Consider the following 25,597-nt stretch of genomic DNA (forward strand, 5'->3'; position numbering starts at 1 on the left):
GCGCACCTCGTCGACGGTGACGGCTGCCGCGACTAGCAGCGAAGTGCCAGGATTGTCGCGGTGGCCACGCCACACCCGTTCCCCCGTGTGCCTCAGATCAACCGGCGCGCGGGCGGCGACGCCGTGACCATCGCGAACGCGGGTTCGGTCAGGCCCCGCTCGTCGGCCCTGCTGCGCACGGTCTCGATCGCCTCGTCCACCCTCTCCGGCGGGATCAACGCGATCGCGGAGCCGCCGAAGCCACCCCCGGTCATACGCGCTCCCAGGGCCCCGGCGATCAGTGTGCTCTCGACAGCGTTGTCGAGTTCCGCACACGAGACCTCGAAGTCGCAGCTCAGCGAAAGGTGCGATGCGTACAGCAGTCTGCCCAGCTCCCCGAAGTCGCCGGAATGCAGCGCCCGCACGGCGTGTCGAACGCGCGCGATCTCGCTGATGACGTGCCGGGCCCGGCGGCGCAGGACGTCGTCCTGCAGCGACCGGACCGCATCCGTCCCGTCGCTCCCCAGGTCGGCGAGTTCACGCAATGATCCGACCCCCAGCCGCTGCGCCGCCAGTTCCACCGCGGCCCGCCGATCCCCGTACGCCCCGTCCACCAGGCGATGCGGGGCACGGGTGTCGACAACCAGCAACGTCAGGCCCTCCGGATCGAACGGCACCTGCGACACCGAGCTCGACGCCGAATCCAGCAGCAACGCATGCCCTTCCGTCGCCAGCAGGGCGGCCGCCTGGTCCATGCCCCCGGTGGGAGCCAGCGCCACCTCGTTCTCGGTACGCACACATGCCGCCGCCAGCTTTGCTCGGTCCGCCTCCGGCGCGAGCGCGAGTGCGAGTGAGCACTCGAGCGCCGCCGAACTCGACAGCCCGGCACCGATCGGTACCGCCGACACGAACGCGACATCGACGCCACCGAAATCATCTGTGAGCAACCCGTTCTCACGTAGTGCCCAGATCACCCCGGCCGCGTACGCCGCCCACCCGGCGGGGCGCCCCGGTCCCACGTCCTCGAGGCGTCCGTCCCACCGGTCCGCGTCGGTCGAGCGCAACCGGATCAACCCGTCCGACCGCGGCGAGACGGCGGCCGCGGTGCTGTGCGGCAACGCGATCGGCAGGCACAACCCGCCCGCGTAGTCGACGTGCTCACCGATCAGGTTGACCCGCCCGGGCGCCGCCCACACGCCGTCCGGACCGCGATCGAACTCGCGGCGGAACAGGTCCACCGCGGCCTCCGCGAGTTCGGCGTCGGACATCGGCCGAAACCACCGGGCCGTCATGGCGCAACCTCCCGGAACCGAGCGGCGATCTGTTCGGGGGTGGTGTCGCTGATCCATGCCCCCATCCCGGACTCGGAACCGGCGAGGTACTTCATCCGGTGCGGTGAGCGCATGAGCGAGAACACTTGCAGGTGAAGCCGGCCCAGTTCCCGACCGGTGCCGACCGGCGCCTGGTGCCAGCCGGCGACATACGGCAGTCGGGTGACCTGGTCGAAGAAGCGGTCGAGGCGACCGAGCACGTCGAGGTACAGATGCGACAGCTCGTCGAGTTCGGCGTCGTCGAGTTCGGTGAGGTCCGCGACATCGCGGTGCGGTGCGAGGTGCAGTTCGACCGGCCAGCGGGCGGCCGCCGGCACGTAGGCCGTCCAGCGCTCGCCGTCGACCACGACCCGGGTTCCGGCGCGTCGCTCGGCTTCGAGGACGTCCCGCAGGAGTGATCGCCCGGTGCGGCTGCGGTGCAGCTCGGCCTGCCGCAGCAGGGCCGCCGTGCGAGGGGGCAGCGTCGGGTAGGCGTAGATCTGACCGTGCGGATGCGAGAGCGTCACCCCGATCTCCTCGCCACGGTTCTCGAAGCAGTAGACCTGCGCGACGGACGGCAGTGTCGACAGCTCACGGGTCCGCTCTCGGAGCGCCTCGAGCACCGTCCGCACTCGGGCCGCGGGCAAGTCGGCGAAGCTGCGCTCGTGCTCACTGGTGAAGCACACCACCTCGCACCGGCCGTTCGCAGCACGCTGTGGCCAGAGCTGTTCTCCGTCAACGAGTTCGGACTCGGGCACGGCACCGGACGCCAACGACGGGAATCGGTTCTCGAACACCACGACGTCGTAGTCGCCGGCCGGGATCTCGGTGGCCGGGTGGCCCGGCCGGGTCGGACACAGCGGGCACTCGTCGGTTGCGGGCAGGAAGGTCCGGTCCATCCGGTGCGCTGCGAGGGTCACCCACTCGCCCGTCAAGACGTCGTAGCGCATGGTCGACGCCGCCGCCACCGCAGCCGGTTCACGGCTGTCGTGCAGTTCGCGGGTCGCCGAACCATCGGCATACGGTTCGGTGTCGTCGAAGTAGAACAGCTCGCGCCCGTCGGATAGGCGTGTCTGCGTCTTCCGAATCGGCATCGGACCACGATATCGAGGTCCCAGGATTTCGGTCCCTCACCACACGGTTCGCGAGCCGGGGCTCGAACCGTGTCCCGTCGGGTCAGTTCAGGCCGAGGTCCTCGAGGCCGAGGAGTGAGCGGTACTCGAGTCCCTCGGCGGCGATGACGGCGTCGGCTCCGGTGGCGCGATCGACGACGGTGGCGACACCGACCACGGTCGCACCAGCATCGCGCAGCGCCTTGACCGCGGTGAGCGGCGAGTTGCCGGTGGTGGTGGTGTCCTCGACGACCAGGACACGCTTGCCGACGACGTCAGGACCTTCGATCTGACGCTGCATGCCGTGCGCCTTGGCGGCCTTGCGGACGACGAACGTGTCGATCGGGCGACCCTCGGCATGCATGACCGCAATCGCGACCGGGTCGGCGCCCATCGTCAGCCCGCCGACGGCGTCGAAATCCCAGTCGGCAACCATCTCCCGCAGCAGCTTTCCGATCAGGGGTCCGGCCTGATGGTGCAGTGTCGCACGACGCAGGTCCACGTAGTAGTCGGCTTCCTTGCCCGAGGACAAGGTCACCCTTCCGTGCACCACCGCCAGCTCGCGCACCAGCGCGGCGAGCTCGTCGCGATCCGTCATCGGCCGCTCTCCCCTATCCAACTCGGGCAACATTTGGTCAGGTCGAGCCTAGCGAGGAGGCCGGATCGCTGCGCCTCGGGTTCTCCCCCGCAACCGCCCGCCATCGGCAGGTCGAGAGATCTACCAGGACTATTCGTCCTCGTCGAACCGGTCGTGGTTCTCCGTCGGCACCGGACGCCCCGGGTCATGCGCACCCCACCCCATGCCGTGGGGCGGGGTGGCCGGCGGCAACACCCGCAGCATGCCCGACAGGCGAGCCACCGCCTCGGTGGCGTTTTCCCAGTCGCGGCCCGAGCTACCGATCGGCAGCGACCCGAGGGTCCATTGGCCTTCGCTCCACAGCGCCTGCAATTGCGGTGGCACCGTCTCGGTGAACGCGACCATGCGCTGATCGCACACGCGTCGGGCGAGTTCGAGGTCGGTCGCGAACACGATTCGCTTCCCGATGGACCCGAGCAGTTCCAGATCCGCGTCGCGCGGTGGTGGCGCGGACTTCGGTCGTAGATCGATGTCCACGTCGGAGCCCACCTCACGGTGCACTGCAATGATCGTCGCGGTGTCCCCCAGGTCGAAGAGCACGAAGTCGCTGCCGCGTCGGGTACCCCACACCACGTCGACCGCGCCCATGTACTCCTGCTTGGCGAGGGTCGCACGATGCCAGAGCGACGGCAGTTGCTCGTCGAATCTTTCGTACGTGTATCCGTGCGCGTTCGCCCAGATCTGCCGGACGCGTCCCGTCTGGTTGCGTCGCTTGCGGTCGATGTAGAGCAGCGCGACAGCACCCAGTAGTGCTATCACTGCCAATCCGAACCAGGTAGCAGTCATCGGGGCTCAGCCTAGCCACTCGGGGAGCACGACCCTGACATCCGGTGCCGCGCGTCAGTTTCCGAAGCCCGGAATCGTCGTCCCGATGATCACGTTCGCGGTAACCGTCTCGTTCCTGACCCTGTCCCCCTGCACCAGCACCGATTCGCCCGGTTCCAGGTCGGCGACGTTACGCGCGGTCAGAGAGATCAGGGTGGTGTCGGGGGTGGTGAGCACGGTGATCTCGGACCCGCCGAGACCCTCGAGGGTCAGCGTCCCGCCGTCGTTTGCGGTGATTGTGCCCAGAGCGGTGCCGGCCTGGCCTATGAGGTCACCGATGCGGCCGGGGATGCTTTCCCCTGGTGAGTCGCTATCGGGCGCTGCGGGCGGCGGGCTCACCGTCGGCGGTGGCATTTGCACCGACGTGCGGGGCGGTTGCGGCGCAGCTGCCGGGGGGGCGTCGTCGGAGCCCCGTCCGCTCAGCATGAGTCCGACGATCAGGCCGAGTACCAGCAGCACGCCGCCTGCGACAGCGACCGGCCGCAGCGCGACCCTGCGTCCTGCCGCGTGCTCGGGCGTGTTCTCGATTGCGGGCGCCTCACCGATGGGCGGCGGTCCGGGCGGCGGATATCCACCGGCGCCGTAGTACGTCGGATACGCCTGGGTGGGGTTGGGGGGAGCAGCTTGCGGATCGAACCGCGGGTCGTACGTCGGGAATTCCCGCGTCGGATGGGGAGTCTGGGACCCATACGCTCGGTGCGGATCGTCGGTGTAGTACTGCTCGGTCGGCTGCTCCGGCGATTCGATCGACGCCATCTGCTCGGTCGGGTCGTCGGAGGGGCGGGCCCACTGGGAAGTCTCGTCCGATACCTGCTCGGCAGGATCGTACGCGCGTTCCTGCGGAGTGCGGTGATCGTCGGGGTTCGTCATGGCGCGGGCCTGTTCTCCTCTTTCGTCTCGAGTGCTCTTTCGTCTCCGGTGCCGACGGCTCCAGTGTGGTCGGACCGACAGTCCAGGGTAAGCCGGATTCCCGGAACGGTCCGAAACCGTCAGGCGAGTGGCATACCTCGGTCGAGGAACTTCTCCATGTCACGACGCTCGCGTTTGGTGGGGCGCCCGGCCCCCCGGTCACGACGCGGAATGGACGCGAGAAGTTCGGCGGACGGCGGGGGCGGGCTGCTGTCCTGCATGCACTCCGCCGCTATCTGCGCACCGACGCGTTTGGCGATGGGACGGACCACCACGACGATCCGTTCCCGTCCGGCGGCCCGCACCCGCACCTCATCGCCCTGCTTGACCTGCACCGACGCTTTCGCGGAGGAACCGTTGACGCGCACGTGACCGGACCGGCACGCGGCAGCGGACTGCGAGCGCGTCTTGAACAGCCGCACCGCCCACATCCAGCTGTCGACGCGTACGGTCTCGGAGGCCTGACTGGTCACTCGCCCAGGTTACCGAGATCGCACGCTGCCGCGCGTCCGTCCCTCGCGGCGACCGCCGCTAGCCGAGGACCAGGTGATCCCCGTCCGGGGACACGGTCACCGGCACGGTGTCACCGTCGCGGACGGTGCCCGCCAGCAGCAGCTTGGCCAGCTGGTCCCCGATCGCCTGCTGGATGAGGCGACGCAGCGGACGCGCACCGTACTGGGGGTCGTAGCCGCGGACCGCGAGCCAGAACCGCGCCGAGTCCGACACCTCGAGTGTGAGCCGACGGGCAGCCAACCGCTCGGCGAGCTGGTCGAGCTGGATGTCGACGATGGACTCGAGCTGCTCCTCCGACAGCGGATCGAAGATCACCACGTCATCGAGGCGGTTGATGAACTCCGGCTTGAACGCCGACCGCACCGCCGTCATCACCTGGTCCCGATCTCCACCCGAGCCCAGGTTCGAGGTGAGGATAAGGATCGTGTTGCGGAAATCCACGGTGCGGCCCTGGCCGTCTGTGAGCCGGCCATCGTCGAGCACCTGCAGCAGGATGTCGAAGACATCCGGGTGTGCCTTCTCGACCTCGTCGAACAGCACGACGGTGTACGGCCGGCGCCGCACAGCTTCGGTGAGCTGCCCACCCGACTCGTAGCCGATATAGCCGGGAGGGGCACCGACGAGGCGTGCCACCGAGTGCTTTTCGCTGTACTCGGACATGTCGATCCGCACCATTGCGCGTTCGTCGTCGAACAGGAAGTCCGCCAGCGCCTTCGCGAGTTCGGTCTTGCCGACACCCGTGGGTCCGAGGAACAGGAACGAGCCGGTGGGCCGGTTCGGGTCGGCGACACCAGCGCGGGCACGACGCACCGCGTCCGAGACCGCTTGCACCGCTTCGGACTGCCCGACGACCCGCTTACCGAGTTCGGTCTCCATCCGCAACAGCTTGGCGGTCTCGCCCTCCATCATGCGGCCGGCGGGGATGCCGGTCCACGCGGAGACTACGTCGGCGACGTCGTCGGGGCTGACCTCCTCCTTGAGCATGACGGCACCGTCGGACGCACCTTGCGACGCCTCGGCGGCGGCGGCCAACTGCTTCTCCAACTCCGGGATGCGGCCGTAACGCAGCTCGGCGGCCTTGCCGAGATCACCGTCGCGTTCGGCGCGTTCCTCCTCGCCGCGCAGCGCCTCGAGCTTCTCCTTGACCTCGCGCACCGCGTCGATGGCGTTCTTCTCGTTCTGCCACCGGGCGGTGAGCTGGCGCAGCTTCTCCCGGCTGTCGGCGAGTTCCTCCCGCAACCTCTCGAGCCGCTCCTTCAGCGCCAAGTCCGTCGCGGTGTCCTCCTTGGCCAGCGCCATCTCCTCGATTTCGAGACGGCGGACGGTCCGCTCCACCTCGTCGATCTCGACGGGTCGCGAGTCGATCTCCATGCGCAGCCGCGACGCGGCCTCGTCGACCAGGTCGATCGCCTTGTCCGGCAGGAAACGCGACGTGATGTAGCGGTCCGACAAGGTGGCCGCCGCGACGAGCGCGGAGTCGGTGATACGTACACCGTGGTGCACCTCGTACCGCTCCTTGAGGCCGCGCAGGATGCCGACGGTGTCCTCGACGGACGGCTCACCGACCAGTACCTGCTGGAAGCGACGCTCGAGCGCAGCATCCTTCTCTATGTGTTGGCGGTACTCATCGAGAGTGGTCGCACCGACGAGGCGCAGTTCGCCGCGAGCGAGCATCGGCTTGATCATGTTGCCGGCGTCCATCGCCGACTCACCCGTCGCGCCGGCGCCGACGATGGTGTGCAACTCGTCGATGAATGTGATGACCTGGCCGGCCGAGTTCTTGATGTCCTCGAGCACGGCCTTGAGGCGTTCCTCGAACTCACCGCGATACTTGGCGCCGGCGACCATCGCACCGAGGTCGAGCGAGGTGACCGTCTTGCCGCGCAGCGACTCCGGGACGTCCCCGGCGACGATGCGCTGCGCGAGACCCTCGACGATCGCGGTCTTGCCCACGCCGGGCTCGCCGATGAGCACCGGGTTGTTCTTCGTGCGCCGGCTCAGCACCTGCACGACACGGCGGATCTCGGTGTCGCGGCCGATGACGGGGTCGAGCTTGCCCTCACGGGCCTGCGCCGTGAGGTCGGTCGAGTACTTCTCGAGTGCCTGATACGTGCCCTCCGGGTCGGGGCTGGTGACGCGCGCGCTGCCGCGGACCGCGGTGAACGCGTCCCGCAGCGCAGTCGGGGTGGCGCCGTGTCCGACCAGGAGCTTGGCCACGTCGGAATCGGCGGCGGCAGCGGAGCCTGCGGAACGATCCAGCCCACCAGCGAGACCCACCATGACGTGCTCGGTCGAGACGTACTCGTCGTCGAGCTCGGTCGCGAGATGCTGCGCCGCGGTGATCGCCGCGAGTGCCTCCCGGCCGAGCTGCGGCTGCGTCGTCGCGCCGGTGGCACGCGGCAGCCGGTCCACCAAGTCCTGCGCCTCACGCCGCACCACGGTGGGGTCGACACCGATGGCCTTGAGCAGCGGCGCGGCGATGCCGTCGGACTGGTCCAGCAGCGCAACCAGCAGGTGCGCCGGCCGGATGTCGGGGTTGCCGGCCGCGGATGCCGACTGCAGCGCAGCCGTCAGCGCGGCCTGGGTCTTCGTGGTGGGAGAGAACGAGTCCACTGGTCACCTTCCTTGCGACGAACGAACAAGATCATTGTGCCGGTGCGTACGGGTCCACCGGCCTTTCCTTCTCCTCAACGATCGAAATGTTGAGTCTGTTCCACTCAACTTCGACTATTCCACGTAGATTTGTCCACGGTCGACGAGGGCACCGATCGCCCCCGACTGGAAACAGTGCAAACTGGTTACCGGTTCCGGCACGTGTCGGGCCACGAGACACGCGAGGGAGGACGAGGTGGACACGGCCGAGGTCAGGCTCATCCGCTCACACTTCGCCAACGTCGTCTCTTCCTCCGCTCACCGTGACCACTTCGCCCGCACGTTCTACACTCACTTCTTCGCACGGTTGCCGCAGTGCCGTTCGCTGTTCCCGGCGAGCATGGACGGGCAACGCGTCAGGTTCGTTGCCGCACTCGAATACATCGTGCGCGGACTCGACGACACCGACCGACTGCTGGCGTTTCTTGCGCAACTGGGCCGCGACCACCGCAAGTACGGCGTGCAGCGCGGCCACTACGCGGCCGCCGCGAACGCTCTGCTGGACGCGATCCGGGAAGTCGATTCGGACGAACCGTGGAGCCGGGCCGCCGACACGGCGTGGCGCGAACTCATCGCGCTGATCACCAACACGATGTCCGATGCCGCCGACGCGGACAACTTCCCGGCGCTGTGGGAGGCCACGGTCGTCAGCCACGAACGGGTGCTGCGCGACCTCGCTGTCATCCGGCTCGAATGCGATTCGCCGATCCCCTACGCCCCCGGCCAGTACGTCAGCGTCCAGATTCCGCAGCGGCCGCAGATGTGGCGTTACCTGTCTCCGGCGATCCCCACGAACCCGTTCGGCCAAATCGAGTTCCACGTCCGTCGGGTCTCCGGTGGATGGGTGAGCCCGGCGATGGTCAACCAGACCTCCGTCGGTGACCGCTGGCGCATCAGTTCCCCACTCGGCGGACTGCACGTGGACGTCGACTCCGGGCGGGACGTGCTGATGATCGCCGGCGGTACCGGCCTGGCCCCGCTGCGCGCCCAGGTGATGGACATGGCGCACCGCGGAATCAATCCGCGGGTGCACCTGTTCGTGAGTGGCGTGTACCCGTGCGACCTGTACGACATCGAGACTCTGTGGCACCTGTCGCTCAGCAATCCGTGGCTCACCATCGTCCCCGTTTCCGAGGAGGACGAGAACCCGTGGTGGCACCCCTATCCCGTGCCCGAGCCACCGCACGGTCTGCACCAACGACTGCGTGGGCCCATCGGTGCGGTCGTGAGCCAGTTCGGGTCGTGGGCCGATCGTCAGGTGCAGATCTGCGGCTCGCCGTCGATGGTCAAGACCACCGCATACGCCCTGCAGCGGGCCGGGACACCGGTGGAATCGATCTCGTACGACCCGCTGCGTTGACGCGCTGACGCCACCGAATACCGACACCGAGTACCGACACCCCGGAGGCAACATCGCCATGCAGCAGCCGAGCTGGACCGCGACCGTCGTCGAGCACCATCGCCTGCGCAAGGACCTAGCTGTGGTGCGCCTGGTGGGCGAGCCCGTCCCCTTCCGGCCAGGCCAGTACGTCGACGTCACCGTCCCGCAGTTCCCGCGGCTGCCGCGACGCCTCTCGCCCGCGTTGCCGCCGTCGCGCGACGGCAAGCTCGAGTTCCACGTGCGGGCCATCCCCGGCGGCTGGGTGAGCGGCAGTATCGTCGCCGACACCAGACCCGGGGATCAATGGCAGATTTCCTCGCCGAGGGGCGAACTCACAGTCGACGAGAACGGGCCGACGGTCGTGATGGTCGCGGGTGGAACAGGACTGGCGCCACTGCGCTCGATCATCCTCGACCTCACCCGGGTGGAGAAACCCCCGCGGGTGTACCTGTTCGTCGGTGGTCGCACCGTCCAGGACCTGTACGCGTCGGACATGCTGTGGATGCTCACCGAGCAATTGCCTTGGCTCACCACGATTCCCGTCGTCGAGGACGTCACCGGCCGTGGCGTGCCCGACGAGTGGTATCAGAGGATCCGCGCCGCGATCGGCCCCGAGACCCTCTTCGGATTCACCGAAGACCACCTGCTCGAGGGCACCCTGGGCGACGTCGTCGCCGCGCACGGAGCCTTCGTCAACCACCAGGTGCTCGTGTGCGGGTCGCCCGGGATGGTGCAGAGCACCCGGGAGCGACTGACCGCTACCGGAACTCCGGCCAGGGCCATCCAGTTCGACCCCCTGGGTTGAGTGCGGCGGAGCTAGGCATGGCTCGGCGCGCACGGCGGCTTCCCCTGACCGCCGTGCGCGCCGAAGTTCTCACCGGATCGGCTGCCTCACCGGATCGACTGCTCCGTCACACCGAGCGAGCCGCGCCCTCCCAGAACTGTGCGCGCAGAGCCTTCTTGTCGAGCTTGCCCAGCGGTGTGAGCGGCAGCGCGTCGACGAAGTCGACGGACTTGGGCGCGTGCACCGAACCCTTTGCGGTACGGACACGTTCGACGAGTTCGTCGGCCGGGGCGGTCTGCCCGTCGCGCAGCACGACGCACGCCTTGACGGCCTCTCCCCACTTCTCGTCCGGCACACCGACGACCGCAACCGACGCGACCGCGGGATGGCCCGAGATGACGTCCTCGACCTCGCGTGGGAACACGTTGAATCCGCCGGTGACGATCATGTCCTTCTTGCGGTCGACGATGTAGAGGAAGCCGTCCTCGTCGGCGCGGGCGATGTCACCGGTGTGCAGCCAACCGCCGCGCAGCGCCTCCTCCGTCTCCGCCGGCTTCTTCCAGTAGCCCTTCATCACGAGTGGGCCGCGGACGCAGATCTCCCCGAGTTCGCCCTGGGCGACCTCGTTCAGGTCGTCGTCGAGCAGGCGCACGTCGAGCCACGGCACCGGGCGACCGCACGACGCGAGCCGCTCGAGGTTCTCCGGATCGTGCTCCTCCTTGCGCATGACGGTGATCGTCATACCGCACTCGCTCTGTCCGAAGTACTGGAAGAAGATCGGGCCGAGCTTCTCGATGCCCTCCTTGAGCCGTGCAGGCGACATCGCGGCGGCGCCGTAGAACAGCGTCTGCAGGCTCGACACGTCGCGGGTCTTCAGGTCCGGGTGGTCGAGCAGCATGTAGATCATCGTCGGCACCAGCATGGTCGAGGTGATCTTGTACTTCTCGATCGCCTCGAGAACCGCGCCCGGCTCGAACGCCGGCAGCACGACGAGCGAGCCGCCCCGCAGCAGGGTCGGCACGAAGAACGCCATGCCCGCGTGCGAGAGCGGCGTGCACGCGAGGAACCTCATCTCCTCGGGGAACTGCCACTCGGCCATCTGGATCTGCGGCAGCGTCACACCGGAGCGGAAGGTGTTCACGACGCCCTTCGGCTTGCCGGTGGTGCCGCCGGTGTAGACCATGCTCGACGGGTCGTCGCCGTCCACGTCGGCCGCCACCAGGGGCTCGGGGCGCAGCGTCTTCGCCAGTTCGAGAATGTCCGTTCCCACCTGGGACGGCCCGAGCGAGAACAGGTTCTTCAGCGTCGGGACCGTCGCCTTCAGCTCCGCAGCCCGGTCCTCGAACGCCGTCGGGTCGAAGATGAGCGTCTCGATCTCGGCGTCACCGAGGATGTAGCTGTGGTCGTCGAGCGACCCCATCGGCGCCAGTGCGGTGTTGCGGCAGCCGAGGATCATCGTCGAACCGGTGCTGATGAGAACCTCGGGGCGGTTCTTCGACAGCATCGCGACCGTCGACCCCCTGCCGATCCCGAGCGACGCGAGCGCCTGTGAGAAACAACTGATCTGGTCGCGCATCTGGCCGCCGGTGAGCACGACGTCGCCGAGGTAGAGTGCCGGCCGGTCGACGTTGCGTTCGAGTGCTGTGATCAGGAGGTCCGCCAGGAATCGCGGGCGGTGAAGAACGTCGTCGAGCGCGTCGGTCATTTGTGTTCCTTCTGCGTACACGGGACCCGCAGGCATGATGAGCACCCTCACGCCCCGGTCCCCTGTGTGGTCCGGGTCACCGACACGATAGCCGGATTTCTCCCAAACTGGAACCTGTTACACCTGACGGCGGGGCCGGATCCGCCGGTTCAACCAGTCGTGCGCAACCCTGTGGCACCCGCACGAAGCGTCGAACGGGTCAGCGTTCGCCCCGCGGCTTCCAGACCACGAGCGCGCTGCTGCGCGGAACGGGCACCAGGTCACGGCGGTAGCTGGCGTGGATCTGGGCGATCTCGGCAGCCAGTTCGTCGACACGGTGCTGCAGCGCCTCGACCTGGTTCGTCAATTCGATGATGCGTTTGATGCCGGCGAGGTTCACACCCTCGTCCTGAGACAGACGCTGCACCTCACGCAGCAGGGCCACATCCCGGGGCGAGTACCGGCGTCCGCCACCGCTCGCGCGGTGCGGGGTGACCAGTCCGAGCCGGTCGTAGTTGCGCAACGTCTGTGCGTGCATACCTGCCAGTTCGGCAGCCACCGAGATGACGAACACGCGCGCGTCGGGGTCCGGCGGGACCTCGGACTTCTTGCGTTGCTTGTCGCTCATGATCGTTCACCTGCCCGGTCGCTTACGGACTGTCAGACGCCGGCCCATCCTGCCCGCGGATCGAATCCGCTGGCCTTCTCGGCGTTCAGGTACGCGTGGAGTGCCTCGGTGGCGGGGTCGTCGAGCTTCTGCGGCACCGCGACCTTCACGGTCACGAGCAGATCCCCCGCGCCGCCACCGCGCTTGGGTACTCCCCGCCCGCGCACCCGCAGAACTCGTCCATCTGCGGTTCCGGCCGGAATCTTCACTCCCACACGACCGTCCAACGTGGGCACCGATACGGTCGTTCCGAGCACCAGCTCACCGTAGCTGACCGGCACCACCAGCGTCAGGTCGTCGCCGTTGCGTCCGAACACCTTGTCGGGCCGCACGTGCACGGTGACGTACAGGTCGCCCGACGGCGCACCCCGCAGCCCGGCCTCGCCCTGACCCGCCAGCCGGATCCGAGTGCCGTCGCTGACACCCGACGGCACGCGAACGGTGATCGTTCGGGTGCGGTTGGCCACGCCGTTGCCGTGGCAGTCGGGGCAGGGGTCGTCGATGATCGACCCGGTACCGCGGCAGTCGTCGCACGGCTCGCTGAATCCGAACGCCCCCTGGTTACGGGTGACGACACCGGTTCCGTTGCAGCGCGGGCAAACCCGCGGGCTGGTACCGGGCTTGGCGCCGCTGCCGTGACAGGTTGTGCACGGCGACGGGCTGGTCAGACGCAACGGAACCGTGACGCCCTGTGCGGCCTCGCGGAACTCGAGCGTCGTCTCGGTCTCGACATCGCTGCCCCTGCGCGGACGTGTACTCGCCGTGGTCCGGCCGCCGCGATTGAACAGGCCACCGAAGATGTCGCCCAGACCGCTCTCGCCGCCGGCGGGACCACCGGCGCCGCCGCCGAAGAGGTCACCCAGGTCGAATCCGCCGTTGAATCCACCTGGACGGGTTGTGTATCCCGCGCCAGGACCGAACCCGCCGCTTGCGAACAAGCGGCGGGCCTCGTCGTACTCCTTGCGTTTCGCGGGGTCGGAGAGGACGGCATGCGCCTCACTGACCGACTTGAAACGCTCCTCCGCCTTGGGGTCGCCCTGGTTGGCGTCGGGATGCAGATCCCGGGCCAGCTTTCGGTAAGCCCTCTTGATCTCGTCGGCCGAGGCGTCCGAGGAGACACCCAGGTCCTTGTAGAAGTCCTTCTCGATCCACTCCCGTTGACTCACTGGGCGTCTCCTCCTCTCATCATTTCCTGTTCAGCTACTCGACGACCGCATCGGATGCGGGTTCGCCGTTGGTCACGGTCACCATCGCCGTCCGCAGGACCCGGTCACCGAGACGGTAACCCTTGCGGAGCACCGCGCCGAGGACAGGGTTGTCGCCGTCGCCCTCCATCTGCACGGCTTCGTGCAGATCCGGGGAGAAGGAGTCGCCTTCCTCGCCGAAACCGACGAGCCCGAGTCCGTCGAGGACGCCGGAGAGCTTGTCCGACAATGCCTTCATCGGCCCGCTCTCGAGATCTCCGTGGGCGCGGGCCCGGTCGAGGTCGTCGACGACATCGAGGAACTTGCTCACCACCGCGATCCGCTCGTCTTCGACCGCCCGGTCGATGCGGGTCCGGGAGTTGCGGTGGAGATTGGCAATCTCCGCCTTGGCGTAGCCCAGCTCCGTCGCGAACTGATCGCGTTCGGCGGTTACCTTGCCCAGCTCATCCGTCTCGAGCGTGGCGTCGGTCGCCTCCGCGCCGACCTCGGCCTCGGGGGCGAACGAGACTTCCTCTTCGGTGTCGAAGGGGTCGACCACCTTGCCGTCGGTGATTACCGGTTCACGCTCGGGGTGCTCGCCGGTCACTTCTTGTCCTGATCGCTCGGCTCGTCCACGACCTCGGCGTCGACGACGTCGTTGTCGGTCGGACCGGCACCGTCGCCGGAGGCGGCGGCGTCGGCGGCCTGCGCCTCGTAGATCGCCTGGCCGAGGGCCTGCGACTCGGTCGACAGCTTCTCGACCGCCGACTTCACGGCAGCGATATCGGAGCCGGCCAAAGCAGTCCTGACCTCAGCGATCGCGGACTCGACCTTCTCCTTGACGTCGGCGGGCACCTTGTCCTCGTTGTCCTTGATGAACTTCTCGGTCTGGTGCACCAGCGAATCGGCCTGGTTGCGAACCTCGGCCTCCTCGCGGCGGGCCTTGTCCTCCTCGGCGTGCGCCTCGGCGTCCTTGACCATCCGGTCGATCTCTTCCTTGGACAGGCCGGAGCCGTCCTGGATCTTGATCGTGTTCTCCTTGCCGGTGCCCTTGTCCTTCGCGGTGACGTGGACGATGCCGTTTGCATCGATGTCGAAGGTGACCTCGATCTGGGGCACGCCACGCGGGGCCGGCGGGATCCCGGTCAGTTCGAAGGAGCCGAGCAGCTTGTTGTGCGAAGCGATCTCGCGCTCACCCTGGAACACCTGGATCTGCACCGACGGCTGGTTGTCGTCGGCGGTGGTGAAGGTCTCCGAACGCTTGGTCGGGATCGTGGTGTTGCGCTCGATGAGCTTGGTCATCACGCCACCCTTGGTCTCGATGCCGAGCGAGAGCGGGGTGACGTCGAGGAGCAGGACGTCCTTGACCTCGCCCTTGAGGACGCCGGCCTGCAACGCAGCTCCGACCGCCACCACTTCGTCAGGGTTCACGCCCTTGTTCGGCTCACGGCCACCGGTGAGCTCGCGCACCAAGTCCGCGACAGCGGGCATACGGGTCGAACCGCCGACGAGCACGACGTGGTCGATCTCCTTGACCGTGATGCCGGCGTCCTTGATGACCTGCTGGAACGGAGCGCGGGCGCGGTCCAGCAGATCCGACGTGATCTTCTGGAACTCGCTGCGGGTGAGCTGCTCGTCGAGGAACAGCGGGTTCTTGTCCGCGTCGACGGTGATGTACGGCAGGTTGATGGAGGTGCTCTGCGAGCTGGACAGCTCGATCTTCGCTTTCTCGGCGGCCTCACGCAGGCGCTGCAGGGCCATCTTGTCCTTGGTCAGGTCGATGCCGTTCTGCGCCTTGAACTTCTCGACGAGCCAGTCGACGACGCGCTGATCCCAGTCGTCGCCACCGAGGTGGTTGTCACCGGACGTCGCGCGAACCTCGACGACGCCGTCGCCGATCTCGAGGAGGGAGACGTCGAAGGTGCCGCCACCGAGGTCGAACACCAGGATGGTCTGTTCCTTCTCGCCCTTGTCGAGGCCGTACGCGAGCGCGGCCGCGGTGGGCTCGTTGACGATGCGCAGGACGTTCAGGCCCGCGATCTGGCCGGCCTCCTTGGTGGCCTGACGCTGTGAGTCCTCGAAGTACGCCGGGACCGTGATGACGGCGTCGGTGATCTCCTCACCGAGGTACGCCTCCGCGTCACGCTTGAGCTTCATCAGCGTGCGGGCGCTGATCTCCTGCGGCGTGTACTTCTTGTCGTCGATCTCCACGGTCCAGTCGGTGCCGATGTGACGCTTGACCGAGCGGACGGTGCGGTCGACGTTGGTGACCGCCTGGTTCTTGGCGGGCTGACCGACGAGCACTTCCCCGTTCTTGGCGAAGGCGACGATCGACGGGGTGGTCCGTGAGCCCTCGGAGTTGGCGACCACTACGGGCTCGCCACCTTCGAGTACAGACACGACCGAGTTGGTGGTCCCGAGGTCGATTCCGACCGCACGAGCCATAGTGATCCCTCACTTTCCTTCCCTGCAGCTTGGTGAACTGCGGTTTTGCTTACCTACGCTGAGCTGATGAGCCCCAGATGAGCGTATACGGCTCAAGTTTGCATACGACTCTGGTCGAAGTCAATTTGAAACTTGAGCCCAGCCCACTCAGGTCCTCGAAAGACTCAACGGACCGGGAACCGGGTTTGTTCCCGACTGGATTCGTTCCCGGCCGGGTCTGGTCCCGGCCCGGTTTTGATCACAGCCGGGTTCGGTCACCAGCCCGGGCGACGGTCGATACGATTTCCGTGTGGACACCGCCGGCGATCGCGGGGCACCGGACGCAGCGATCCCGCACCGACCGCGGACCGAGCTGCCGGACCGGAATACGGTGACCGCTCGATGACTGACGCGGTCGTCGTCGGTGCCGGTCCCAACGGGCTGGCCGCGGCCGTCACGCTTGCGCTGCACAAAGTCGCGGTCACCGTCTACGAAGCCGACGACACCATCGGCGGCGGCACCCGGACCACCGAGCGGACCATCCCCGGGCTGCTGCACGACGACTGTTCCGCCGTGCATCCGATGGGCGCGGCATCGCCCTTCTTCCGCTCGCTCGACCTCACCGCGCACGGACTCGAATGGTGCCGCCCCGAGGTCGACCTCGCCCATCCACTCGACAACGCGGTAGGGGGCGTGTTCACACGCTCGATCACGGAGACCGCCGATCGACTCGGCCCGGACGGGCCGTCGTGGCGACGATTGTTCACCCCTCTGATCGAGCGCTTCGACGAACTCGCCGACGAAGTCCTGCGACCGATCGCACACCTGCCACAGCACCCGATCACGTTGGCACGCTTCGGTAGCGGCGCGCTGGCCCCGGCGGCAATGACCGTCAGACGCTGGCGGACGCAGCAGGCACGGGCCTTGTTCGGCGGCGTCGCGGCTCACGCCTACTACCCCCTGAGCAGGCCGACGACGTCGGCGGCGGGCTTGCTGATGCTCGCCGCCGGCCATCGGTACGGCTGGCCCGTCGCTCGCGGTGGTTCACGTTCGATCACCGACGCGCTGGCCGCGATCTTGCGCGAGCACGGCGGACAGATCGAGACCGGCCGCCGGGTCCGGTGGCTCGGAGAACTGCCGCGAACCGACGTCACGATGCTGGATCTGTCACCGGCCGGCGTCATCGAACTGGCCGGAAACCGGTTGCCGCCCCGGGTGGCCCACGCATACCGCAGATACCGGTACGGACCGGCCGCGTTCAAGCTCGACCTGGCGGTCGAGGGAGGAATCCCTTGGCGCGACGACGCTTGCCGCCGCGCCGGCACGGTCCACCTGGGTGGAACATTCGGCGAGACCGCGGCCACCGAACGGGACCTGCACCGCGGACGGATGCCGGAACGCCCCTTCGTTCTGATCGGTCAGCAGTATCTGGCCGACCCGTCTCGCTCGGCGGGCAGCGTGCATCCGGTGTGGGCGTACGCCCATGTACCGCACGGGTACACCGGCGACGCGACCGAGGCGATCCTGCGTCAGATCGAACGTTTCGCCCCCCGCACGCGCGAGCGCATCGTCGGCAGCTGGAGCCGCTCCGCTGTGGAGATGGCCGTCTACAACCCCAATTACGTGGGTGGCGACATCGCGTCCGGCGCCAACGATCCTCGACAGCTACTGTTCCGGCCGCGGATGGCGCTGGACCCCTACACGACCGGTATTCCTGGCGTCTACATCTGCTCCGCCTCGACGCCTCCCGGTGGCGGCGTGCACGGCATGGGCGGCTACAATGCGGCCCGGTCGGCAGTGCGCCGACTGGAGCGCACCGGATAGGGCAGCACGAACAGCTTCAGAGCGGGGATGCGGGGCACTCGGACCACAGCGGAGTGGAGTCGTCCGACTTGTGAAGCAAGAGCACAAATTCCCGGGCATGTCGGGTGTGTCTTGCTCTATTGTGGGTTGCCGATCCCGCAGAACCCGGAGGACACCGAGTGCGAATCTCGCTGGCGCCGCGCGCCGCAGTGCAGTTGTTGGCCCGCCGAGTCGCCGTCGTGGGATCGTCGGCGCTCCTGCTTGCGGTACCGGTCGCCGCTCCGGCGCTCGCCGATCCTCCACCCTCCTCTTCCGGAACACCCGACGCACAGGTAGTCCAGTTGTCGGCCGCTGAACTGCCCGACGAGATGGTCGAGGCGATCACCCGGGATCTGAAGATCAGCCCGCAGGAGTACCTGGACCGTGCCGCACGTGCGCAGGAACTCGACTCGTACGCGACGGACTTCCGTGCAAAGCACCCTGAGGAGTTCTCCGGAGCGTGGATGGATCTCGACGGCCAGCCCGTCGTCGCGGTGACAACTACGGCCGCCGCGCAGACCGCCGCACGTGATGGGTACCGCACCCAGATGGCGCCGGTCTCCGCCGACGGACTCGAGCGTTCCCTCGCCGACTTCAACCAATGGGTCTCGCAACTGCCCAGCCAGGTCGCTTCTCAGATCGGGGCCGCCTCGATCGACGTCCTCAACAGTCAGATCGTCGTCGACATCGCGAACAGCCCGCTCGGCCGCGCCATCGACCTCCCGACGCAGCTCGAGAACATCAAGGTGCAACTGAAGGCGCCGGGACCGGTCCCCGTCGAACGAGTTCCCATGGGAGGCGACACATACTTGACGTTTCCCGAACGTCGCGGGAACTCGATTCCCGACGAATTCGGAATGTGCTCCCTGGGATTCAGCGCCACCGACCGGAACGGCAACGCGATCAACATCAGCGCGGGACACTGCGATCCCACACCGGGCACCGGCACCGAGGTGTACCTGCCGAACGGCCCGTACCTCGCCGACAGTGTCCAGGTCGGCAAATTCGAACGCTCCCACTTCGGTGGCACCCAGGCCCTCGACTACTCGCTGATCCGCCTCAACGACGCCGGTGTGCGCGCCGGACTCGACCGTCCCGTGATCCGTGGCGCCGGCGGCAGCACCCTCACCGTGACGGGTACGGCGGTGCCCGTCGTCGGCGCCCCGATCTGCAAATCCGGACAGGCAACAGGGTTCACCTGCGGCATCGTGGCCCATGACCAGGTCCAGGCCGTCGACGAGGACGAAACCCCCGTCGTCGAAGGATTCGCCAGTACCGCATGCACCCTGCCCGGCGACAGCGGTGGTCCGATCGTCACCGGCACCCTGGCCCTGGGCATCACCAGCTTGTCCAACATTCTCGACGAAGCAAGCTGCGCCGAGGCCAACTTGGAACTCATGTTCAACGGTGGAACGATCAGCGTCGGTTTTCCGATCCAGAACGTCCTGAACACGGCCGACAACTACTCAGGGGGCGGGTTCGGCGCAGGCCTCACGGTGAACACGGGCACTGCACGCGACTGACGAATCGCCCACACCGAGTTACGTGTATCGGTGGGCACGGCGGCCTTATAGTCGAACGCAACTCGGGGCGCCCGAAGACGCCGGGTGCTCCTCTCTGTAGACCTCGGCGTCTATGGGCGCCCAGGGCAGACGGAAGAGGGCCCTCATGCGAAGCCTGCTCGCACGTCCTGCCGCGGTGTTGGGTGCTGCCGCGCTCCTTGTTCTCGGCCCCGCAACGACAGTCGCTCAGGCTCAACCGGCGGCATCGTCCGCGGCGTCCGAGTCCAGTCTCTCCGATCAACCGGCCCAACTTCCGATCGAACTGACCGATGCTCTCTGGCGGGACCTGCAACTCACCCCCGACCAGTACCTGGAGCGGTCCGACCTCGCTCAACGACTCGGCGAGTTCGCAGAGTTCGCACGCTCGCAGTTCCCGGAAGCCTTCGGCGGCGCCTGGATCGACCCGTCCGGCGTCCCGGTGGTCGGCCTCACCGACAACGACGACGGCGTCGCGAAGGCTGCCGTCGAGCGCGCCGGGTTCACGAGCACCGATGTCCTGCGGAACGAGGGTCAGCTCGAATCCACCCGCGCGGCGCTGGCCACCTGGATCGGAACCTTGCCCCCAGAGATCGCACGGTCCGTCGGCGGAGCGACCGTCGATATCGCCGACAACGATGTGGTGCTGCGGGCCGACGGCAGCACAGGTGACCTCCTCGACCTGGTGCCCCCGTTCCTGGGGGAGGCCGCGCGAGTGGTGCTCGGTCCCGCTCTCGCGACGCTGCAACCGGCGACTTCGTCGTCCATGCTCGCGCAGTACGGCGGGGATGCGTTCCTCGGTGGTGATCCGTACGTCGCTTCTGGGGGCGGCGCGGCGTTCGAGTGCTCGCTCGGGTTCAATGCAGTCGACGGCAACGGAGCACCGGTCAATATCAGTGCAGGCCACTGCGACCCCGACCGCGCCGCCGCAGGAACGGAGTACGCCTCTCGAGTGAGCGGCTTGTCCGGAAATGTCGTCGGCACCTTCGAGAGGACGAGCCTCGAGGGGTACGACTACTCGATCCTCCGGCCCACAGCAGCTGCGGCGCCGCGCTTCACGAACAACGGAGTGCGCACTCCGATTGCCATACCGCTCCCCATCACCGGCACCGCGAACCCCGTAGTCGGCGCTCCTGTCTGCAAGGCCGGTAGTACCTCCGGGTTCAACTGCGGTGTCGTGACCGCGGTCAACCAGACCGTCCAGGTTGGCGAGCGCGTCCTCAACGGCGGCTTCGCCACGAACCTGTGCGCACTGCAGGGCGACAGCGGTGGACCCATCGTCACCGGCACCCTCGCCCTCGGCATCTCGAGCGCCTCGAACGTCGGGGAATTCCAGTCGTGCGCGGAGGCGAACCTCGGGGCCTTCGAAGAGGGCGAGAGCCCGGAGTTGTTCGCCACCCCGATCAACGCGATCCTCGGTCAGAATCCCGGGCTGAGGCTCCAGACCTTCTAGCCCGCACGGCAGATCGGGCGAGTTCAACGCCTCTTGATCGCCCTCGTGGAGCCAACTCGCGCGTTCCCTTGTCGGCCCGTCGACTGAGTTAGGCCTACCTACGCGATACCAGCCGCAGGGGCACCACATACCGTTAACTCAATCCAGCCCGGATCGTACGGTTCACCTGGACCCGCGAGTGACGCGTCAGAGCATCCGCACTGCCCTCCGAGCGGCCCAGCCGGAGGCAAAGATGCAGGAAACTGTGCCACGCGCTATGTTACCGACAGGTAGAAAATGTAAGTTACTAGCGGGTAACTTGGGAGCGGTTACGATCTGTGGCTGAGCTGAACCCAGGCGGCACGTGTGCTGCCCCGAAACGAAAGGCCTCGACATGAACGCCCTGACGATCACGTTGGGCACAATCGGCGTGCTATTGAGCATTCCCGCGTGGGGGTCATTCTTCCTCGGCGTGTGGAGGATCGTCAGCGCCATCCGGGTCGGTCAGCCCGCCCCAGACCGTTGGCGGCCGTTCTTCCCGCGATTCAAGCAAATGGTTGCGGAGATCTTCGCTCACACCCGTATGAGCAAGTTCCGAACTGTCGGCTGGGCGCACTGGCTTGTCATGATCGGCTTCTTGCTGGGATCGATCGTTGCGATGGAGGCCTACATCCAGACCTTCAACCCGCAAGGAGGCTGGCCACTCATCGGCGGAACCGCCGTCTACCACTTCGTCGATGAATTGCTGGGAATCGGCACCGTCATCGGCATCATCGCCCTGGTCATCATTCGCCAGCGGAACCACCCACGCGGACCCGCTCGGCTCTCACGGTTCAGTGGCTCCAACTTCCGCGCCGCATACTTTGTCGAAGCAGTCGTCCTCATCGAGGGCCTGGGCATGATCCTCGTAAAGGCCGGCAAGATTGCCACCTACGGGCACGCCAATCCGTGGACCGACTTCTTCACCATGCGCGTCGCCGAGCTCATCCCGGGTAGCCCCGAACTTGTCTCTGTGTTCGCGTTCGTCAAGCTGATGTCCGCCATGGTGTGGCTGTACATCGTCGGCCGGAACATCAATTGGGGTGTCGCTTGGCACCGCTTCTCCGCGTTCTTCAACATCTACTTCAAGCGTGAGGACGACGGTGACGTCGCTCTGGGTGCGGCGAAGCCGATGATGTCCAAGGGTCGCGCGCTCGACATGGAGAACGTCGACCCCGACACCGACACTCTCGGTGCCGGCCGGATCGAGGACTTCTCGTGGAAGGGTTGGCTGGACTTCACCACCTGCACCGAGTGCGGTCGCTGCCAATCGCAGTGCCCCGCATGGAACACCGGCAAGCCGCTGTCGCCGAAGCTGTTCATCATGTCCCTGCGCGACCACGGTTCCGCCAAGGCCCCGTACCTGTTGGCGGGAGGCCGCAAGGACATGGGCGGCGACGAGGTCGGCCTGGTAGACGCCGAGGGCAAGGTCCTCGAGGACAAGCTCGCCGCGATCCCCGAGGCCGCCCGCGCCGAGGCCGAGCGTCCCCTGGTCGGCGAGTCGGTCGAGGGTGAACTCGGCGGCATCATCGACCCCGAGACCCTGTGGTCCTGCACCACGTGTGGTGCATGTGTCGAGCAGTGCCCGGTGGACATCGAGCACGTCGACCACATCATCGACATGCGCCGCTACCAGGTCCTGATCGAGTCGGACTTCCCGTCCGAGCTCGCGGGTCTGTTCAAGAACCTCGAAAACAAGGGCAACCCCTGGGGCCAGAACGCCAAGGACCGCCTGAACTGGATCAACGAGATGGACTTCGAGATCCCGGTCTATGGCCAGGACGCGGATTCCTTCGAGGACTACGAGTACCTGTTCTGGGTCGGCTGCGCCGGCGCCTACGAGGACCGCGCCAAGAAGACCACCAAGGCTGTCGCCGAACTGCTGGCGACCGCGGGCGTGAAGTTCATGGTCCTCGGCGCCGAGGAGACCTGCACCGGCGACTCGGCCCGCCGAGCGGGCAACGAGTTCCTGTTCCAGCAGCTCGCCATGCAGAACATCGAGCTGTTGAACACGGTGTTCGAAGGCACCCCGGACAACAAGCGCAAGATCGTCGTCACGTGTGCGCACTGCTTCAACGCACTCGGCAACGAATACCCGCAGGTCGGCGGCGCCTATGAGGTCGTCCACCACACCCAGCTGCTCAACCGCCTGGTGCGGGCGAAGAAGCTCGTCCCCGTCGCCAAGCTCGAGGAGAACGTCACCTACCACGACCCGTGCTACCTGGGCCGTCACAACAAGGTGTACGACGCGCCGCGTGAACTGATGGAGGCGTCGGGCGCAAACCTCACGGAGATGCCACGTCACGGCGAGCGTTCCATGTGCTGTGGCGCCGGTGGTGCCCGCATGTGGATGGAGGAGCAGCTCGGCAAGCGCATCAACGTCGATCGCGTCGACGAGGCCCTCACCACGCTGGGTGGGAACGGGGCATCGCCCCAGGGTGCATCGACACAGAAGATCGCGACGGGCTGCCCGTTCTGCCGCGTCATGCTCACCGACGGCGTCACCGCCCGCCAGGAGCAGGGCCAGGGCGAGGGAGTGGAGGTCGTCGACGTCGCGCAGATGATGCTCGAATCCGTCACGCGTCTCGATCCCGAACAGCTGACCGCGAACATCAAGGTCGAGCGGCGCGAGAAGGTTCCGGCCGCCACACCGGCTGCGGCCGAGGCTGCCGCAGCGCCCGCCGCTCCGGCGTCCGAACCCGAAGCCGCTCCGGCGGCCGAACCCGAAGCTGCTCCGGCCGCGGAGGCCGCTCCGGCCCCTGCCGCAGCACCGGCGAAGGGCAAGGGCCTGCAGATGAAGGGTCTGGCCAAGGCGCCGGGCGCGAAGGCACCCGGCGCGAAGGCACCCGGCGCGAAGGCACCGGGAGGCAAGGGCCTGCAGATGAAGGGCGCCGCCAAGGCACCCGGCGCAAAGGCCGCCACGCCGGCACCCGCCGAACCGGCCGCCGATACGCCTTCGGCCCCGGCAGCACCGGCCGCCAAGCCCGGTGGACTCGCCATGAAGGGCGGGGCGAAGGCACCCGGCGCGAAGGCACCGGGAGGCAAGGGCCTGCAGATGAAGGGTGGAGCCAAGGCACCCGGCGCGAAGGCCGCCACGCCTGCACCGGCCGCTGAAGCACCGGCCCCGGCCGCCGAGACGCCTGCGGCCCCGGCTGCTCCCGCGACACCGACGGCCAAGCCCGGCGGACTCGCCATGAAGGGCGGAGCCAAGGCACCCGGCGGCAAGGGCCTGCAGATGAAGGGCGGAGCGAAGGCACCCGGCGCCAAGACTGCACCGGCACCGGCACCCGAGCCCGAGAAGCCCGCCGAGCAACAGGCAGAGGACGCTTCACCGGAACAGGAGGCGTCGAACACGCCTCCGCCGCAGGCCAAGCCCGGCGGACTCGGGTTCAAGGCCGGCGCCAAGGCACCGGGCCGTAAGAAGTAGGCACACACGAAGGCGCCCTCACCGTCCGCGGTGGGGGCACCTTCGTCTGTGGTCACCGCCGACATCGCACACCTTCTGCGCCGATCACACACGGGTTCCGGCCGCAGCCGGGGTGTGACGCCGGCAACGGGTGTGCGCTGCCGATGTGATCCACAGGCGTTGAGTCATCCACAGGAGGGCGCGACGACGTCGTGTGAGGCACGGGGCAGATCACGCCGCAGTCCACGATGGCCGCATGGGGGCACACATCATCCGGCGCGACGAGGCACTACGACGCGGCGCCGCCGACAGCCAACTACAGCGCCTGTGCCACAAGGGGTCCTGGTACCGGCTACGCCCGGGCGTGTACACGCCGCGCGAACAGTTCGCGGCGCTGGACGCCCGTGAACGACACATAATTCTGGCCACCGCGGCCCTGCACGCGTCGTCACCGGACGCGGTACTGAGCCACCAGTCGGCGGCCGCGCTACACGGCCTGGACCTGTGGAACACCCCGATGAAGGCCGTCCACCTGACGCGGAACCGGCGATCAGGTGGACGGCGGACCGGACATCGACACGTCCACTCCGCGGCCCTGGACTCCGACGAGGTGACGACGATCGACGGTCTCCGCGTCACCACTGTCGCCCGGACTGTCGTCGACCTGGCGCGGTCGTTGCCGTTCGAGCAGGCAGTCGTGGCGGGCGATCACGCGCTGCACACCAAGCGGTGCACGTTCCGGGACCTCGAGGCCAGCCGTCCGCAATCGGCCCGTCGCAAGGTCGCTCGCGTATCGAGCCAGTTGGACGGGAGATCCGAGAGTGTCGGCGAATCCCGGAGCCGGGTCCTGATGATCCGAGAACAATTGCCGATCCCCGACTGCCAGGCGAACCTGTACGCACCCGACGGGGTGCACCTGGGACGGGTGGACTTCTTGTTCGAGGAGTTCGGCGTTGTCGGGGAGTTCGACGGTCGCATCAAGTACGGCCGACTCGTCCCCGACGGGCAAGTCCCAGCAGACGTGCTGTGGGCGGAGAAGACGCGCGAGGACGCGATCCGGGCCGCGGGCTGGCAGGTGGTGCGGTGGGGCTGGAACGAACTGTCGACGCCCCACGTGGTCGTCCAGCGGATTCGTGACGCGTTCGAGCGGGCGCGCCTTTCCCCTCCGCCACGCGGACGCGTCGAGCACACGCCGCAACCGTGACCGTCACACACCTGATCCGGCGATCACATACCCATTCAACGGTGAAAGCCCGTGTGACGCCATCAAAGGAAGTGT

19 protein-coding genes are annotated in these 25,597 nt (G+C 67.5%); 7 read left to right on the forward strand and 12 right to left on the reverse strand.

The annotated features are described in order from the left end of the window. Positions 1-92: 92 nt before the first annotated feature. From galK to clpB, 7 genes are all read right to left on the reverse strand, one after another. A complete protein-coding gene (gene galK, locus EF834_RS15000) occupies positions 93-1,271 on the reverse strand; it encodes a galactokinase (RefSeq protein ID WP_127948020.1) in 1,179 nt (392 codons plus the stop codon). Then, entirely contained in the window at positions 1,268-2,383 is a 1,116-nt protein-coding gene (gene galT, locus EF834_RS15005) for a galactose-1-phosphate uridylyltransferase (RefSeq protein WP_206615293.1), read from the reverse strand. Before galT ends, galK begins: the two co-directional genes overlap by 4 nt. A gap of 82 nt (positions 2,384-2,465) precedes the next feature. Further along, positions 2,466-2,999 carry an orotate phosphoribosyltransferase gene (gene pyrE / locus EF834_RS15010; RefSeq protein WP_127948021.1) on the reverse strand — a complete coding sequence of 178 codons (534 nt, stop codon included), beginning with the start codon at positions 2,997-2,999 and terminating at the stop codon, positions 2,466-2,468. Positions 3,000-3,128: 129 nt separating this feature from the next. Further along, complete coding sequence (locus EF834_RS15015; protein ID WP_127948022.1) at positions 3,129-3,824, reverse strand: type III secretion system chaperone family protein; 696 nt, start codon at positions 3,822-3,824, stop codon at positions 3,129-3,131. 54 nt (positions 3,825-3,878) lie between these two features. Beyond that, positions 3,879-4,733 (reverse strand): hypothetical protein, encoded by an 855-nt coding sequence (locus EF834_RS15020; RefSeq protein ID WP_127948023.1) that lies wholly within the window; start codon positions 4,731-4,733, stop codon positions 3,879-3,881. A 119-nt stretch (positions 4,734-4,852) separates the two neighbouring features. Next, a complete protein-coding gene (locus EF834_RS15025; protein WP_268961032.1) occupies positions 4,853-5,245 on the reverse strand; it encodes an RNA-binding S4 domain-containing protein in 393 nt (130 codons plus the stop codon). A 58-nt stretch (positions 5,246-5,303) separates the two neighbouring features. Next, complete coding sequence (gene clpB / locus EF834_RS15030) at positions 5,304-7,898, reverse strand: ATP-dependent chaperone ClpB (RefSeq protein WP_127948024.1); 2,595 nt, start codon at positions 7,896-7,898, stop codon at positions 5,304-5,306. Positions 7,899-8,133: 235 nt separating this feature from the next. On the opposite strand from clpB, the gene EF834_RS15035 reads away from it, so the two are divergent. After that, a complete protein-coding gene (locus EF834_RS15035; protein ID WP_127948025.1) occupies positions 8,134-9,297 on the forward strand; it encodes an FAD-binding oxidoreductase in 1,164 nt (387 codons plus the stop codon). Between the two features lie 58 nt (positions 9,298-9,355). Beyond that, the gene (locus EF834_RS15040; protein ID WP_127948026.1) at positions 9,356-10,123 is read left to right on the forward strand and encodes an FAD-binding oxidoreductase; all 768 of its coding nucleotides are present in this window, start codon (positions 9,356-9,358) and stop codon (positions 10,121-10,123) included. A 106-nt stretch (positions 10,124-10,229) separates the two neighbouring features. Here the strand turns inward: EF834_RS15040 and EF834_RS15045 are convergent, their stop codons facing one another. The 5 genes from EF834_RS15045 to dnaK all read right to left on the reverse strand — a co-directional run bounded on the left by EF834_RS15045 (position 10,230) and on the right by dnaK (position 16,082). After that, positions 10,230-11,807 carry an AMP-binding protein gene (locus EF834_RS15045; RefSeq protein ID WP_127948027.1) on the reverse strand — a complete coding sequence of 526 codons (1,578 nt, stop codon included), beginning with the start codon at positions 11,805-11,807 and terminating at the stop codon, positions 10,230-10,232. A gap of 199 nt (positions 11,808-12,006) precedes the next feature. Next, a complete protein-coding gene (locus EF834_RS15050) occupies positions 12,007-12,414 on the reverse strand; it encodes a heat shock protein transcriptional repressor HspR (RefSeq protein ID WP_127948028.1) in 408 nt (135 codons plus the stop codon). Between the two features lie 32 nt (positions 12,415-12,446). Next, complete coding sequence (gene dnaJ, locus EF834_RS15055; protein WP_127948029.1) at positions 12,447-13,619, reverse strand: molecular chaperone DnaJ; 1,173 nt, start codon at positions 13,617-13,619, stop codon at positions 12,447-12,449. A 34-nt stretch (positions 13,620-13,653) separates the two neighbouring features. After that, positions 13,654-14,244 (reverse strand): nucleotide exchange factor GrpE, encoded by a 591-nt coding sequence (gene grpE / locus EF834_RS15060; RefSeq protein ID WP_127948030.1) that lies wholly within the window; start codon positions 14,242-14,244, stop codon positions 13,654-13,656. Then, a complete protein-coding gene (gene dnaK / locus EF834_RS15065; RefSeq protein WP_127948031.1) occupies positions 14,241-16,082 on the reverse strand; it encodes a molecular chaperone DnaK in 1,842 nt (613 codons plus the stop codon). The genes grpE and dnaK overlap by 4 nt, the downstream gene beginning before the upstream one ends. Positions 16,083-16,463: 381 nt before the next feature. On the opposite strand from dnaK, the gene EF834_RS15070 reads away from it, so the two are divergent. From EF834_RS15070 to EF834_RS15090, 5 genes are all read left to right on the forward strand, one after another. Continuing rightward, a complete protein-coding gene (locus EF834_RS15070) occupies positions 16,464-17,885 on the forward strand; it encodes a phytoene desaturase family protein (RefSeq protein ID WP_127948032.1) in 1,422 nt (473 codons plus the stop codon). Between the two features lie 158 nt (positions 17,886-18,043). Next, positions 18,044-19,426: a S1 family peptidase gene (locus tag EF834_RS15075; RefSeq protein WP_235871226.1), complete on the forward strand. Its 1,383-nt coding sequence runs from the start codon at positions 18,044-18,046 to the stop codon at positions 19,424-19,426. 145 nt (positions 19,427-19,571) lie between these two features. Then, on the forward strand, positions 19,572-20,894 hold the full coding sequence (locus EF834_RS15080) for a S1 family peptidase (protein WP_127948033.1): 1,323 nt from the start codon (positions 19,572-19,574) through the stop codon (positions 20,892-20,894). Between the two features lie 373 nt (positions 20,895-21,267). Then, complete coding sequence (locus EF834_RS15085; protein WP_127948034.1) at positions 21,268-24,339, forward strand: (Fe-S)-binding protein; 3,072 nt, start codon at positions 21,268-21,270, stop codon at positions 24,337-24,339. 235 nt (positions 24,340-24,574) lie between these two features. Next, entirely contained in the window at positions 24,575-25,522 is a 948-nt protein-coding gene (locus EF834_RS15090; RefSeq protein WP_127948035.1) for a type IV toxin-antitoxin system AbiEi family antitoxin domain-containing protein, read from the forward strand. The last annotated feature ends 75 nt before the right edge of the window (positions 25,523-25,597 follow it).

The sequence above is a fragment of the Rhodococcus spongiicola genome (assembly GCF_004011835.1).
GTDB lineage: Bacteria > Actinomycetota > Actinomycetes > Mycobacteriales > Mycobacteriaceae > Prescottella > Prescottella spongiicola.